The organism is Mobiluncus sp. (genome assembly GCF_985070215.1).
In genome coordinates, this window is the sequence record NZ_CFKZQR010000025.1 from 1 (window position 1) to 14,173 (window position 14,173).

General features: G+C 53.5%; 15 protein-coding genes. All 15 read right to left on the bottom strand.

Annotated elements, in window-relative coordinates:
- Positions 1-235: 235 nt before the first annotated feature.
- Positions 236-877 carry a hypothetical protein gene (locus AC5LBQ_RS05955; RefSeq protein ID WP_308536187.1) on the bottom strand — a complete coding sequence of 214 codons (642 nt, stop codon included), beginning with the start codon at positions 875-877 and terminating at the stop codon, positions 236-238.
- A 34-nt stretch (positions 878-911) separates the two neighbouring features.
- On the bottom strand, positions 912-1,982 hold the full coding sequence (locus tag AC5LBQ_RS05960) for a hypothetical protein (RefSeq protein WP_493264910.1): 1,071 nt from the start codon (positions 1,980-1,982) through the stop codon (positions 912-914).
- Complete coding sequence (locus AC5LBQ_RS05965) at positions 1,979-2,701, bottom strand: ATP-binding cassette domain-containing protein (RefSeq protein ID WP_493264911.1); 723 nt, start codon at positions 2,699-2,701, stop codon at positions 1,979-1,981. The genes AC5LBQ_RS05960 and AC5LBQ_RS05965 overlap by 4 nt, the downstream gene beginning before the upstream one ends.
- A 370-nt stretch (positions 2,702-3,071) precedes the next feature.
- Positions 3,072-3,956, bottom strand: coding sequence for a type II restriction endonuclease (locus tag AC5LBQ_RS05970; protein WP_493264912.1), 885 nt, complete (start codon positions 3,954-3,956; stop codon positions 3,072-3,074).
- The gene (locus AC5LBQ_RS05975) at positions 3,949-4,773 is read right to left on the bottom strand and encodes a DNA-methyltransferase (RefSeq protein WP_493264913.1); all 825 of its coding nucleotides are present in this window, start codon (positions 4,771-4,773) and stop codon (positions 3,949-3,951) included. The genes AC5LBQ_RS05970 and AC5LBQ_RS05975 overlap by 8 nt, the downstream gene beginning before the upstream one ends.
- Positions 4,760-5,614: a DNA adenine methylase gene (locus AC5LBQ_RS05980; RefSeq protein WP_493264914.1), complete on the bottom strand. Its 855-nt coding sequence runs from the start codon at positions 5,612-5,614 to the stop codon at positions 4,760-4,762. Before AC5LBQ_RS05980 ends, AC5LBQ_RS05975 begins: the two co-directional genes overlap by 14 nt.
- Positions 5,615-5,730: 116 nt before the next feature.
- The gene (locus AC5LBQ_RS05985; RefSeq protein WP_493264915.1) at positions 5,731-6,825 is read right to left on the bottom strand and encodes a hypothetical protein; all 1,095 of its coding nucleotides are present in this window, start codon (positions 6,823-6,825) and stop codon (positions 5,731-5,733) included.
- Positions 6,822-7,427, bottom strand: a complete 606-nt coding sequence (locus AC5LBQ_RS05990; RefSeq protein ID WP_307741545.1) for an ATP-binding cassette domain-containing protein — start codon at positions 7,425-7,427, stop codon at positions 6,822-6,824. The genes AC5LBQ_RS05985 and AC5LBQ_RS05990 overlap by 4 nt, the downstream gene beginning before the upstream one ends.
- A complete protein-coding gene (locus AC5LBQ_RS05995; protein ID WP_493264916.1) occupies positions 7,415-8,440 on the bottom strand; it encodes a hypothetical protein in 1,026 nt (341 codons plus the stop codon). Before AC5LBQ_RS05995 ends, AC5LBQ_RS05990 begins: the two co-directional genes overlap by 13 nt.
- Before the next feature lie 90 nt (positions 8,441-8,530).
- A complete protein-coding gene (locus tag AC5LBQ_RS06000; RefSeq protein ID WP_493264917.1) occupies positions 8,531-9,202 on the bottom strand; it encodes a hypothetical protein in 672 nt (223 codons plus the stop codon).
- A 23-nt stretch (positions 9,203-9,225) separates the two neighbouring features.
- Positions 9,226-9,588, bottom strand: coding sequence for a hypothetical protein (locus tag AC5LBQ_RS06005; RefSeq protein ID WP_307741542.1), 363 nt, complete (start codon positions 9,586-9,588; stop codon positions 9,226-9,228).
- Positions 9,589-9,713: 125 nt separating this feature from the next.
- Positions 9,714-10,205 (bottom strand): ribonuclease E activity regulator RraA, encoded by a 492-nt coding sequence (gene rraA / locus AC5LBQ_RS06010; RefSeq protein ID WP_297721209.1) that lies wholly within the window; start codon positions 10,203-10,205, stop codon positions 9,714-9,716.
- Between the two features lie 99 nt (positions 10,206-10,304).
- Entirely contained in the window at positions 10,305-11,072 is a 768-nt protein-coding gene (locus tag AC5LBQ_RS06015) for an ABC transporter ATP-binding protein (RefSeq protein WP_493264918.1), read from the bottom strand.
- A 16-nt stretch (positions 11,073-11,088) separates the two neighbouring features.
- Positions 11,089-12,774 (bottom strand): ABC transporter permease, encoded by a 1,686-nt coding sequence (locus AC5LBQ_RS06020; RefSeq protein WP_493264919.1) that lies wholly within the window; start codon positions 12,772-12,774, stop codon positions 11,089-11,091.
- A gap of 27 nt (positions 12,775-12,801) precedes the next feature.
- Positions 12,802-13,908 (bottom strand): thiamine ABC transporter substrate-binding protein, encoded by a 1,107-nt coding sequence (locus AC5LBQ_RS06025; RefSeq protein WP_493264920.1) that lies wholly within the window; start codon positions 13,906-13,908, stop codon positions 12,802-12,804.
- Between the last annotated feature and the right edge of the window lie 265 nt (positions 13,909-14,173).

A 14,173-nucleotide genomic window follows, 5' to 3' on the forward strand; every position in this document is an offset into this window, starting at 1 on the left:
CAAGGTCGGTAAAGTCACCCACCTGCGGAATCTGGAATATCTGTTCGTCGGCTGCAGCGCGCAGGTTGGTGCGCGTCTCCGCGCCGCTTTCCACGTCCCCGACGCCCCGGAAGCACCCTCAGAATCGCGCTTCCTCGCCCAAGTGGGCTAGTCCCCTTTCGCAATTAAAACCAAACTAAAAACTATCGAGCCGTGGTTGAAACGGGCAATCGAAACGATATCGAAAACCTAAAGTTCAGTGAAGATTTTTGTAATCAAACCGAGTGTAAATCACGAGGGATACTAACGTTATTAGACCTACCAAAAGCCAAGTGGGGAAACTACTTACCGACTGTAGCAGGATATTCCAAAATACGGGAGTGCTGGCGGTATCTAAAGTGCCAAAAATCAAGACTGCTCCGAGATAGATTATGCCCGGAATAGTGGCGTAGGATGCGCCGAGGACACAGCCGACAATCACTCCTAGTGAAACCAAAAACAGTTCGTTACGTACGGCCACCAAGACAACTGAAGTAAAGTACACGGCATCGAAACTGTGGGTAAATATCGCGAGAATGAACAGTATTAGAGCGGTAGCTACGGCATAGCCAGTAATGACTATTATCAGCAAGGCTAGGCGGCTGAGCCGGAGCCGTCGAGTTTGCGTTAGTTCCAGGTTGCCTGGAACGGCCAAGAGCAGGGGCAGAATCAGCGCGCCGGAGGCCGCGGTGATGGGAAGCAGGAATACAGAGACACCCGCACGCAGCGGAACCTCGGTCAGGAACGCTGGCGAAAAAGCTACCAGGAGCGCAGGCAAGAGAACAGCAACACCAAAGACGCGGTAATCGCGAGACTTAACAAACAGCACAAATCCCGGTGGGGTTTTACCACGTTCCACGGCTAGTTCGCCTCCTTCGAGAGCTGAGAATCAGTTAATTTACGGTTCCGAGCCAGATTTCGTCTTGTAACTGCTGATATTTAGGCTCAGGAATCACTTTGCAATCAAGCAGCCTCGCGATGTAGGCACTCTCTATATCAGTGTGTTCAATGTGCTTGGTGCCGCCTCTCTGCGGGACAACCAGCAGAGGGGAACAGGTCTGTGCATCAGGGCCGAATGTGGTTATCCGTTTCACCTCCAGAGATATCTCGTGCTCATCGAACCAGACCTTAGCTAGATCGTATTCTCGCATCACCGCGGGAAGATATCGTTTTGATTCTGGAGCCACGCACACCTTTACTTCCCCAGATGTCGCACACGCGGCAGAATCTTGAGACAAAGGGACAAAAGGACTCAAGCTCGTAGTCGTAAACCAAGCAGAGAAGATTAAACTCGAAGCGCCGATACCAGTCACAACTGCCCACCACAGGCGAGGAAACAAAATTCCCAGAGCCGAAAACACCATGACAATCAGGGCGAACAGCCACTGAATGGACTTGAACGTCAGGTTATAGGTATAACCGGTCAACGGCTCCGTGGCACCTCCGGGCAGGAAAAAATAGTAGGGGAAACCGAGCCAGTTGTAGGCCGCAAACCATAACAGCGCTAAAAGAGGTGCGAAAACATAGCTCAGAACGATGTTGCCGACAAAAACACCTAAATATGAGGCCATCAGTATGACCGACATCATGGAGAGGAACGACCACGGATTGAGCAACCCAAAAGTGGCATGGCCCGCGGCTGTAAACACCGTCACGACCAGATACAGTACTGTTATTGCCAACACATAAGGCAGACTATTGATGAGACCAAAAGCCAGCACTTGCCGGTTCCATACCTGGCGTGGCCACAAATTCTGACAGCCATTTTTACGATGGTGAATTAACTCCAAGCTACCCGTCAGCAAGCAAAGCGGGGCCATTAAAGCGACGCAAACCACCGAAAAATCCGCTGCCCCCAACCAATCCTCGCTCCAGAATAATCCGCGGGAAAACAGCGGAAGCAAACCCGCAATCATCGCCAACGGCAGCAGCTTCAGGGCATAGGAATACTTGAGCTGAGTCATGACGAGTTTCCCTGATAAACGCGGTCATACAGTACTCGTAACAGTGATGTTGATTTCTCACCGGACACAGAATCTGTGATTTCACGGGTTACGTCGCTCATTTTGCCTGCGAAACCGCAACGCCCACCCCGCAGAATAACCACGTAGTCCGCGACCGGCTCAAACACCTCGACCTCGTGAGTGGACACCACGACAACGCGAGAACGACCCAACTGTGCCACACAATTAATCAAAGATTCACGCGCCCCAACGTCTAAACCAGTCAAGGGTTCATCGAGCAAAACCACGCTCGGCCTGGCACATACCGATTGCGCGAGCATTACGCGCCGATACTGTCCTCCCGAGAGCTCGTTCAACCGCTTTTCAGCCAGGTCAGAAAGTGAAAACTCCGCAATGACCTCGGCAATCCGGCGAGCACGTTCTGACGATGGCACACCACGCCACCAAGCCGAATACCGTAATAAGTCAATAACCTTGTAACGACCTATCCAACGCGGATCTTGCGGTAAATATGAAGGAGCTTCACTGCCTTCGTAACTAATTTGTGTGCCAGGCCGCGGTTTGAGTTCGCCTTGAATACAACGCATCAGGGTGGACTTGCCCGCACCGTTTTCTCCCATCAAGACGGTAACACCCGAACCGACTTGAAATGAAACATCCGTCAGGGACGGGCGGCTTTTAAGCCCGTACGCATAGCTAAGACTGCTGACGGTGAGCATGATGAAATCATATATCGATTTTGCGGATGTAAAATCACAAAAAACGCAAGTAAACATCACACTTATTTAAAATCTGGCCTTTTTCGCATACTTCTTTTGGTGCACCGCAAGGTTGCTCAGTATCTACGCACGCAGCCACTCCTCTCCTCACCTGCTGATTCTTACAGATTTTTTAAATTTGTGGGGAAAGAACTGGTATACGAAAAGCTGACTATAGGGGCTTTACGCCCCCATAATTTGGCTAGATACCACAGGGATCACCTATGAGCAGTACTGTTGCCTTACAAACATTACAGTTGGCGTCAAACTGTGTTGTAATAAACAGTTAGTACGATTTTTCATTCTGTTAAAGCTATTTACTGCAAATTATTTAGCAAAATATTGTTGCACAGATATCATTTTCTAAATCTCTGATTGAGTATATGTGCTCCATGTTTTCAAAGGTTTCTCGCAGATTCCCCCGAGCGCCGTTCCATCCTTTGCCATCAGTGAACCAGACGAATTCAAAACCTGGAATTTGTTGAGCTTCCTGGGCAAGTTGTTTGTAGGAACGGGCAGTCTCGTTTAGTTTTGAGCCTCCAGAACCGTAAAAATTCGTCTCAATCCCAAAAATCGTAGTATCAGTGCAAACCACGAAGTCAAAGCGCTTAGAGCTTTTGCCGCTATTAGTGAGAGGGTTCATGTTCAAGCCCCACGACTGCAAAATAATTGTGTTCAGTTCTTTAAAATAGGTACCAGAGTCGGGCTTCTTCCGGCTGTCCTGCTCACAGCGGAGTCCCGCCTGTTTCAAGTAACCTTCGACGAGGTCCTCCATGAGGTGCCCGCCCCGGTTCTTCCGAGCGTTTGAATCAAGCCCCGCTTCAACTCCGGTCACGTAGTCGTAAAGATTGTCTACGATACGGTTGCTAATAAGGTTGAATAACCCGGTTTTTTCCATAAACAAAGCACAGTCTTGGTCACTGAGATGAATAGCTGAAAAGTCAAAAAGGCGGTAACCGTCATCGGGATCCAGGACTGAAATCGTGGTCTCACGTTTTGCGATTAAGATGGGGATAGCTCGACGTACCTCTGGGTAGCGCGAGATTAGATTCATGAAATCAGAATAGATGTTCTTTGAACCGACCAGTGAATTAAGAATGTTTAACTCAACCTTAATACTGTCAGTTTGCCTAAATATTTTCTCCCAATCAGCATAGTAGTCGTAGGTGGCAATGGATTCTTTGAAATTACCAATCCAAGTTTCAAAATCACGCAACTGTTTGTCCCTTCTGCTGCATAGCTGCTTTCTCTGGGGTTGAAGTCAAACCCAGCAGTCGTTTTTTAGCAATTTCAAGGTATTCAGGGTTGTTGTCAATGCCGATGCCACTACGTCCCATTCGGTTTGCTACCACCACCGTGGTCCCAGATCCCACAAACGGATCCAGCACCAAATCCCCTTCATTGGTTGAAGCCAGTATGATCCTTTCCAACAGGTACTCAGGTTTCTGGGTGGGGTGTTTGCCGAAAGCCTTTTCATTTTTGGGAGTCAGCGTTCCTTGCCAAATGTCCTTCATCTGTTTTCCACCGTTGAGCTCTTTCATCAAACCGTAGTTAAACTTGTGCTTAGATTTCTTTTCGTCCTTATGTGCCCAAATGACGGTTTCCGTGGAATGCGTGAAGCACCGACAGCCTAGATTGGGAGGGGGATTTAGTTTCTGCCAGGTGATGTTGTTCAGTATCTTGAATCGTTCTTGTTCTAAAGCAAAACCAATGGAATAAATGTTGTGGAACGTGCCGGAAATCCAGATGCTGCCGTCAAGTTTCAAGACACGCTTGCATTCACGAATCCAATGTCGGTTAAACTCGTGTTTTTCTGACAGTGGCAGCCCCTTGTCCCAATCACCCTTGTTTACTGACACCTGTTTACCGCCAGAGCAAGAAATTCCATCATTGGAGAGAAAATACGGTGGGTCAGCAAAAATCATGTCAATGCTCTGTTCCTCAAGGTTTTCCAGAGCATCAAAAACATCTGCAAGAATCAGCTTCGCCGTGGGGGTTTGAAAGAATATGCTTGATGCCTCAGCTTTCGTCATCCGGGGCTCCGAGATAGTTGGTGACGATGACTTCGGTTCCTCTCCGCTTTGAGGCATCAGAATTAATTGCACGCCGTACCGACACGACATCAATTCTGTAGTCTTTATAAAGGTCCCGAATCAGGCGCGTGTCATGGTTGGTGAGCATGACAAAACAACCCCGTTTATCCAAATCCTTAAATAAAACTGCCAGACGTTCGTGGTCCTCTTTATGAAACCCCTCTTTGGTGTAGTCCTGAAAACTATCGGCCTTGATAGGCGCATAAGGACTATCAAGAAAAACGAAATCACCTCTGCCTGCATCCTGACAAGCCTGCTCAAAGTCAACATTCAGCAAAGTTGCACCCTGGAGCATTCTGGAAACGGCATAAATGTTGTCCTCGTTAAGAGACGAAGCGGTAGACCCGTTATAGGGGACGTTGAACTCCCCTTTTGCGTTGACCCGATACAACCCGTTGAAACAATGCTTATTTAAGAACAACATCAACGCGTCCGATTCCAACCCATAATCTTGATTACGGATTAAATCGTTGTAACGGCTACGCAGCGTGTAAAAATACTCACTGGCGGGCTCTTTTTCCTGAGGTAACGCGCCATCAATCGTATTAACCGCGTCAATAATCCCCTCTGGGTCTGTCTGAATACGCCGGTAGAGGCTCATGAGCGCTGCATTTATATCGTTTACGGTCATCTTTGGCGGTTGCAGATTGAACAGGACCGCACCGCCACCTAGAAACGGCTCAAAATAATGATCGTACTGGGCTGGCGCACGCCCGATGATACGGTCCAGCAACTGCCGCTTTCCCCCAGCCCACTTCACTACGGGTTCCGGATTCTTCACGCTCAATCGCCTCCGCCCACTCTCATCATTACTAGTGTAGCGGCTACCCCGTACCGTGACAGATCACCAGGGCGTTGGCTTACTCTTTAGGGGGCAAAATGATTCCGTCCAATTGGTCAACGGTTCTTGAAGTAACGGAACAGGTGTGATTCCTTGACTCTGTTAATCCCCAGCACAACGCCGAAAACGAAACCTGCGCTTCCCGCTAGGAAAGTCCTTAGGCCTGCCCCAAAACTGACCAAAGCGTCTGGGGCTGCGCCGAAAGCAGCGGCAAACCAGCCAAACGGTAGCCAGGTGATTAGTGAAAAAATCAGAACAATGCTAGTTTCGGCGAGACTTATTAGCAGCAAAGTTAACCGGTCTATTCCGCAATGCAGGTTCGAAGACAACACTAAGCGGCGCGAAAATATCCAGACAAAACCAATCACGAAACCGGCAAAAGCAGACAGACCAACCGCGAGTCTCAACAACGTGTCCCATGAATTCGCTGCGTTGAACGCCCGACCAAGACTTGTGTTGAGTTGCTGTGGTGTGGGAATCTCGCCTCCTGCCCCGGTGGATTGGTTTATTTTTAGCGATGACAACAGCAAACTCGCGTCCTCAGGGCTTGCCGGCCAGGTCTCGATGAGGCACTGGCTAAAATCCTGTACGAACGCTACGGGCATAACGACCGCATATCCCAGGTCACGGTTACGACCATCATCGGGGTAGGCAAATACCCCGGCTATTGATAGTTTCTGCCCGTCGCGCAAAACCGTTTTTTCGCCGGGGCGCACCCCCAAAGTTTGTGCCAGAGTGTCAGTAATCCACACGCCGGGCTGATTCAGGAAAACCGCTCCGGGGGTGTTCGCTGACAACAAGCGCCAAAAATCTGGGGTGGCTTCAAAAGTGGACACTGCCCGCGATGGCATGGCTGCGAAATAAATGTCTTTGCCTTCCCGCAAGGCACCCGCTGCCTGCACCGAACCGACGCCTTGGAGATTAACGCACCGCCGTGAATCCACCATCTCGTTCGCACGTATCACATAGGTAGAGGCTCCCGACTCACGAAACTGTGTTCCTGCACGGGCCAACCCAGAGCCATAGCTACTGACAAAAACGGATCCCAATCCCACAATCGCTAAGAGTGCCAATGCGCTCAACAGTATGCTGCCTGCCCCTGTGCTGAAGTTACGCCAGGCTTCGCGCCAGATTTCTGAGCCGCGCATCATTTTGCGAATTCCTTTAAGTTAATGACACGCTGAGCTGCGCTGGCCGTATCCGGGTCGTGAGTGGCAATCACAACAATGGTGTTAGTTGAGGCAAGTGCCCCTAAGACCGTATTCACCGAGGCGGCTGTGTGAGTATCAAGTTGTGCGGTCGGCTCGTCCACTAGCAAAAGCGCTGGCTGGGCGGCGAAAGCACGAGCCAGCATCAGCCGGGTTGCTTGCCCACCCGAGAGCGTTGCGTAGGGCTGAGCGGCTTGCTGGGACAGGTCGAAACGTTCCAATAGCTTGTAAGACAGCTTTTCCGCCTCTCGTCTTGACGCGCCGCCCGCCAATATCGGCAAGGACACGTGGTCAATAACGCTGCGCTTAGGTGAACCCAGCGGGTTTTGGAAAACCCACGAAATTTTCCCCTCTCCCTCCCGGGTAATTTCACCCTCCGTGGGTGATTCCCACCCGGCCAGTAGCGACAAGAGAGTCGATTTACCACACCCTGAAGGTCCAGTGACAGCAACCATTTCACCCGATTCGAGGGTGAAACTAAGGTTTTCAAAGAGATTCTCGGTGCCCTGGAAACGATGTGCCAAACCGGAAGCTACGAGGCGCATGGCGGCGCGTCCTTTCCCGGATTCACCCGCACCGTTTTCGGCAAGGTAGAGTCGCCAGGGCTTTTGCCTTGAGCCACCACATTGGTCTGACCGAGTTCGGAAGAAACAATCCGCACCCGGTAGGCTTTCTTTCCTGAAAGTACGCAGGCCGTGTCAGCATCTATACCGTAAAGAGCAGCGGCAGGAACCGAAATAGCCGAAAGCGGATTCTTCAACTCAGCCGTCACGTTGAGCTGCTGACTTTCAGGGTTTTCTGACCAGGCTCGATAGCTAGAGGTGGCAGCAAAAGCTGCTAAGAAAGCACTATCTGTGATTTTCCCGTCAGGAGGAATTTCAACTTTTGCTTTACCCGCTACCGCCATGCGCACGGTGTCAGGAACGGGGTCCACCTTGAGCGCGGAAATCACATCACTAATGGCTGCCACCGAAGTTCCCGCCCCAATCTCAGTTCCGAGTTTAGACGGGCAGGCTTTCACCCCGACTTCCACGGCTGGAATCCAGATAAGACGCATTTTGGGCAATGATTGCGTATCACGCACACCGAGCTTGCTCCATAGTTGTTTTAGCGCCAAACTCGTAGCTTGATTCCATTTTCCGCTCGGGGTGACTGGATAACCGAGTCTTTGCAGCTCAGCTTGGAAGGCATTGACATCAACGCCGTTGGTATCCGGTTGGAGGTCACGCCACAACGGCACCTCGGTGTGCAAAGCCAGCAATGGTTGTCCATCAAGCGAAATGAAACTGGTTCCAGACTTGATAGTGTCTCCAGGAGTACAGGTATATGCCGTAATAGTACCCGGAGCATTGGCCGCCAGTTCGCCTCCTGATAGGAGCGTGGCCGTAACCGGCAGACGCTTGGGGTCAAGGAACTTAATTGTTGGTGTGGAAATCTCTTTAGAATCATCACTAACCAGACTCAGTCCGGGTGTTTTCACGGGTGCCAAAACGAAACCCAAACACGCCCCCAAGGCAAGAACCAGCGTAACCGCCACTACAACCAGCCGCCAGGACACTTGACTTTTGTTATTACCCGTTTCCAACAGTTCTCCGCTCCTAGATTTATTCACCAATTGTGACACTCGAGGGCTGTTTATTGTGCAATTTCACCACTGCGGGTCAGCCTGGCAATGCGAAATCTCCGGGTCGTCACCGTTGAGCTCACGCCCGCCAGGAAGAACAATAGTGGGCACCTCCGAGTTTGCAATCTTCTCGTTGATTTTCGCGTTTTGAGCTTCAAGACACTGATAATAATCCTGCGCATTCTTATCGCATTGATCACCTGTAGAATAAGTCGGTAAATCAGCCTGCAGGGTTTTCAAGTCTTTGCCGGTGAAATCTTTGGGAACCAAATCATGGCGCACAAAACAAGCCGCCAACACATCATCCAGGTCCTCGTTCTGCGGGTTTTCACGCATCCGATCATACAAACTCAATACGTCTCGAGTGTCCACGGAGCATTTATCTTCCACCTGCAGCGGAACGTCACCAACAGTGGCTACCTGCTTAATTCCGTACTGGTCTGTACTTACCTGCGCCTCATAACCGTTTTCACTAAGACAACTTATATATTTACTGCGGGCTTCCTCGGCTTCCTCATCACTGATGTTTCCGTCCGCCAGAACATTCTTTACAAAAGCTGAGGAATTCCCGTCAAGTAGTTGAGCAATTTCAGCTGAGTAGGCGCCCTCTGTCTCATTATCGTGACTGGCACAACCCGCGAGGAGGACACAGGCGGAAAACAAAACGAGGATACTTGTCTCAAGTTTCCGCACCATCGCAGTTACACCTCTAGAGCTGACTAATTGAATTGTAAAATACCAGAACCACCATCGAGAGTTCCCTGGGGTCGTACGGCAATACTCACCGCCCCTGGGCTTCCAACCCAGTTGCCATTCACATAGTAGAGACGAGGGTTATTGTCATTTAAATAGTACGGTTTCTTAGCTTTCAGCATCTTACCTGAGCTACAGCTGTTTACCTTCACTCCAAAACCCATACTGTCGTTCCTGATTACCGTAAAGGTACATCCCGCCGATTGTGTAGAGTTGCCGAGGAGTTCGTCATTGGAAAAGTCTGTTTCCGATGCATAGCCCAACTGGGCGGGCAACGAAATGGTTAGAGCCAGCATTGCCATTGGAATGAGTTTTGCTACGTGTGACATCTTCGTCTCCTTTCACGAATTTACTCTATCATACATCTGAGTCTACCCCGTGTCAACGAACCGGAGTACCTTAGGTATATTGAGCGCAATAGGGGGTGGGGATCACAAATCACCAGGGCGCTGACTTACTCTTTGGGGAGCAAAACGATTCCGTCCATGTCGGCGTGCAAGATGTCTCCGGGGCGCCACGTGATGCCCCCGAAGTTAAGCTCGACATCGGTTTCACCCACGCTGTCTTTGGCGGATTTACGAGGAGTAGTGCCCAGCGCTTTCATGCCCAGGGCCAGACCGCGAATCGTTGCCGAGTCGCGAATCGCCCCGTTGATGACGACCCCAGCCCAACCGTTCTTTACCGCGGCACCCGCGATCATGTCCCCGCACAAGGCCGTGTGCAGGTCCCCCTCTCCGTCAACGACCAGGACCCGGCCCTCCCCTGGGGAGTTCAGCGTGGCTTTCACCAGGCCGTTGTCGAGGTGGCAGTGGATTGTTGTAATCTGGCCGGCAAAAGCCTTGTGCCCGCCAAAGTTAGCCATCTGAATATCGCAGACCCGCAGCTTGTCACCGTATTCGTCATACAAATCCGTGGTGGCGAGGGGGGCTATCATGTTTTGTTTCATTGTCGTTTCCTTTCCGAAACACCACTGCTAACCGGAAAAATGGAACGAATACACCGGTCTGTGGGCGCTGGCGTCACCAGTCTAACGAATTTCTCGAACTTACCGAGGGGGAAAGGCAACTCCCAGGAATTTGGCGACTTCACGGGTCTCCGGGTGGGTTTTCAGCTCATCTAATGTACCGGTCTGACGAACCACTCCATCGAGCATAATCCCCACCCGATCCGCCACTAGAGCCGCCTCCGCCTGATCGTGGGTGACGTAAACAGCGGTGATGTGGCTGCGTTTCACAATGTCGCGGATTTCAGCGGCTAACTCGTACTTCAACTGTTCGTCAAGGGCGGAGAGCGGCTCATCGAGTAGCAGCAGTTTCGGCCTGGCCGCCAGGGCGCGAGCGAGGGCGACCCGCCCGGCCTGTCCTCCCGAAAGCGTGTCGACACGGCGCTTTTCCATGCCCTCCAGCCGCACCAGCTGCAGCATTTCGGCGACCGTGGCGGCTATTTCTGTTTTGCTGGGGCGTGGGCGGCGCAGTTCCAGGGCGTAACCGACGTTGCGTTCCACGTTGCGGTTGGCAAACAGCTGGCCGTCTTGGAACAGCATCGCGAATCCGCGCCGATGGGTGGGAATGGGCTCCTGGTTGACCCCGTCCCAGGTCAAAGTGCCAGAATCGGCCGGCAGCAATCCCGCCACAACCTGCAGCAAGGTCGATTTCCCGCAGCCGGAAGGCCCCAGCAGCACCATAATTTCGCCCCGGTTTACGTCTAGGTTCACGGCCTGCAAAACCGGCATGGGAGCCTCACCGCGTCGGTTTGGCGGGTAGGAAAAGGTCACTTGCCGCAGGCACAAGCCCGGGTGGGCAGTATCGTTCACGTGTTTATTCTCCCCTCTAAGACTGTCGCCGCCGCGGGTCTCGCGTCAACAGGGTAAAACCGTTTTCTGCCACAAACATGACCAACGCACACGTCAGCGCCAGCACCACGCTCGCGGCGGCGCTCGCCCCTTGTGCCTGCGCGGACGGACGCGAACTCAAAGCAAAAATCGCCACCGGCAAGGTCGGCTCCAGCGGCCTGGCCAGGAAACTCGTCGCCCCGAACTCCCCCAGAGAAATCGCGAAAGCGAAACCTGCCCCGACCCCACTGACCCGCGCCAAAACGGGCAACTCCACCGTGACGAAAGACTGCAGGCGATTGGCCCCCAAAGTCGCTGCCGCCTCCCGCAGATGCGGATTGATGGCACGCAAGGTCGGCAGGACCGAACGCAGCACCAGCGGCACCGCCACCACCGCTTGTGCGGCCGCCAGAAACGCCGCATTAGCGGGCAGGGAAAGCGGCGGAGCCTGCAAAGTTATCAACATCCCAAAACCCACCGTAACCGCGCTAACCCCTTGGGGAGAGGAAAACAGCATATCGAACAGTTCCTGAGCCCCGCGCCACCGCGAGTTCAGCGGCACTCGGCGCGACACGACCAGAGCCACCGACAACCCCATAACCAGGGAAATCACACAGGACAGCAACGCCACCTGCAGGGAATACCCCCACGCTGACCAAGCCGTACCCGGCAGCTGCGCCACGATTCCCGGCTGGCCCAACGCCCGATAGTTCGCCAGCGTCCAGCGACCCGCCAAACGCAACGAAGCCACCACCATAAAAACCAGCGGCATCGCCACCAACAGAATCCCAAAACCGGTCAAGACCAGCGCGAAAGCGTCCTCACGGCGCACCCGCCGGGGAGGCACGGTGCGCAACGCCCCCGCGCGTTCAAAACGCGCCCGCGCCACCCCATTAATACCCAGAGCCGCCAACACAATGAGAATCTGCAGGATAGACAAAACTGCGGCTCCCGAAAGATTGAGGTAACTGGCGGTTTCCAGGTAAATCTCGACTTCCAAAGTCGTGATTTTTACCCCGCCCAGCACCCGAATCAGGCCGTAAGACGTGATGCAATAGAGGAACACCAGGGAGGCCGCGGCAAAAATCGCTGGCCCCAGCCGGGGCAGGGTCACGGTCAGGAACGCCCGGGCCGGACTGGCCCCGAGCGCCCGGGCCGCTTGTGCGGGACGCGGATCTAAGCGCGTCCAGGCATTGCCGACTATCCTCGCGACCAGGGAAAAGTTAAAAAACACCATCGCCAAAATAATCGCAGCACGGCTCTCGGACAGGGCCAGGAAACCCAAGGGGGCGCCCGGCCCCAACAAATTCTGGAACGCCACCCCGACCACTACCGAGGGCAGGACGAAAGGCACCCCGGTGAGGGTGCGCCACACTCGGCGTCCCGGAATCCGCAGCCCATAAAGCACCCAAGCCCCGGCGACACCTAGGAAAACTGAGAATATGGTCCCCAGCAACCCCATCTCCAGGGTCCAAAACAGGGTCGTCCAGGTCCGGGTTCGACCGAGCATTTCGCGCAAAGCCCCGCCAAAGCCGGCACTCCCGCCGGAACCGAGACCAGTCGCCGTACCGCTCAGCCCTAGGCCGATAATCCGCAGAGTCGGCCACAGAAAAAACAGCCCCAGGAAGGCCAGCGGCAGGAAAACCATCACCGCTATAGCCACCCTGGGGGCTGTCTTTTCCATCTATCGCCTTTCGAACGCTCGGGACGCCTAGCCCATAATCGAGGCCCAGGAACGTACCCAGGCTTCGCGGTTCTTAACCACGTCAGAAACTTTCAGCATGGCAGCCTGGCCCGACGGAGCGCCAAACTTGGCCAACGGTTCCGGCAGTTGCACCGAATCCAACACCGGGTACATGTAGTTGTTCTCGGTCAGGTCCTTTTGCGCCGTTTCCTCGGTCAGGAACTGGACCAGCGCCGCAGCACCCGCCGGGTTCTTGGCGCCCTTCAGCACCCCAGCGTATTCAATCTGCTGGTAGCAAGTCGCCGGCACATTACCGATGGTGGAAACGCTCCCGTCGTCGCTGACCGCCCAAGCCGGGGAGGAAGCGTAGGACACCATGATGGGGTAAGCCGCGCTGCCGTTGTCATTGGAACCCGCCGTAAAGTCAACGTTGAATGCATCGTCCCATGAGCTCACGGCCTTGACCCCGTTCTCTTTCAGGGACTTCCAGTAGTCCATCCACCCGTTTTCGCCCTTGGCGTTGATGGTGGACAGCAGGAAGGCCAGGCCCGGCGTGGACGTGCGGGGGTCCTCCACCACGGTGAGGTTCTTGTATTCAGGTTTCGCCAGGTCGTCAAAAGTCGCGGGGGGCTGCTGGCCTTTCTTTTGGAAGTAGGCGACATCGTAGTTCACGCAAACCTCGCCGCGGTCCACAGGCACTAATTGCTTCGAATCCCCGCGCAGTTTTTGCACGCTAGGAGCGAGTTTCCCGGTGAAATCAGCCAGGGCTCCGGCATCAACGGCGGCCTGAGCGGTGTTGTTATCAAACCCGAACACGGCATCGCCCAACGGCGCATCCTTAGTCAAAATCAGCTTATTGGTCAGTTCTACCCCATCGCCGTTCTTAACCACCTTTAACTGGTAACCCGTTTTGTCGGTAAAGGCGGCGGCGGTTTCATCGCTCAGGGGAAATGAATCATAGGTCACAAGGGTTACCGTGCCGCTGGACTTGTCCTGGTCGGTTCCCGGGGTGCTGGTGGCGCTGTCGGCCGGACGCGAATCGCTGCAGCCCGCCAGCAAAGCCGCGCACAGCCCTGCTGCGGCCAACGCTGCCAAAGTCCGGGACGAGGCTGGTCCACGAGTAAAAGAAAACATAACTGCCCTTTCTAAAATCAGTAAGAGCAGGGGAAAAGTTCACGTCCTGGGCGACGCAAACCGAGATTTACTCGACTTCCTCGGCAACATTACTTGCCTGGTGCGAGGGTCTGCCCGCTTCATGCAACGCAAAAAGCCACGGCACTCTCAGCGAATTTCGCTCCCCTGTCGTGCCTCTAAGTATATGCCATCGCCAGACAAATTCTGTGGGCGCGCCGATTTGGCGGACACCTGGGCGAAAGGTAAAAATAGAACGGTAAATATG

What these genes read in the sequence shown, in the direction of transcription:
- AC5LBQ_RS05960 (WP_493264910.1), bottom strand. Translation starts at nt 1,982, where the DNA reads ATGACTCAGCTCAAGTATTCCTATGCCCTGAAGCTGCTGCCGTTGGCG.
- AC5LBQ_RS05965 (WP_493264911.1), bottom strand. Translation starts at nt 2,701, where the DNA reads ATGCTCACCGTCAGCAGTCTTAGCTATGCGTACGGGCTTAAAAGCCGC.
- AC5LBQ_RS05975 (WP_493264913.1), bottom strand. Translation starts at nt 4,773, where the DNA reads ATGACGAAAGCTGAGGCATCAAGCATATTCTTTCAAACCCCCACGGCG.
- AC5LBQ_RS05985 (WP_493264915.1), bottom strand. Translation starts at nt 6,825, where the DNA reads ATGATGCGCGGCTCAGAAATCTGGCGCGAAGCCTGGCGTAACTTCAGC.
- AC5LBQ_RS05990 (WP_307741545.1), bottom strand. Translation starts at nt 7,427, where the DNA reads ATGCGCCTCGTAGCTTCCGGTTTGGCACATCGTTTCCAGGGCACCGAG.
- AC5LBQ_RS06000 (WP_493264917.1), bottom strand. Translation starts at nt 9,202, where the DNA reads ATGGTGCGGAAACTTGAGACAAGTATCCTCGTTTTGTTTTCCGCCTGT.
- AC5LBQ_RS06005 (WP_307741542.1), bottom strand. Translation starts at nt 9,588, where the DNA reads ATGTCACACGTAGCAAAACTCATTCCAATGGCAATGCTGGCTCTAACC.
- rraA (WP_297721209.1), bottom strand. Translation starts at nt 10,205, where the DNA reads ATGAAACAAAACATGATAGCCCCCCTCGCCACCACGGATTTGTATGAC.
- AC5LBQ_RS06020 (WP_493264919.1), bottom strand. Translation starts at nt 12,774, where the DNA reads ATGGAAAAGACAGCCCCCAGGGTGGCTATAGCGGTGATGGTTTTCCTG.
- AC5LBQ_RS06025 (WP_493264920.1), bottom strand. Translation starts at nt 13,908, where the DNA reads ATGTTTTCTTTTACTCGTGGACCAGCCTCGTCCCGGACTTTGGCAGCG.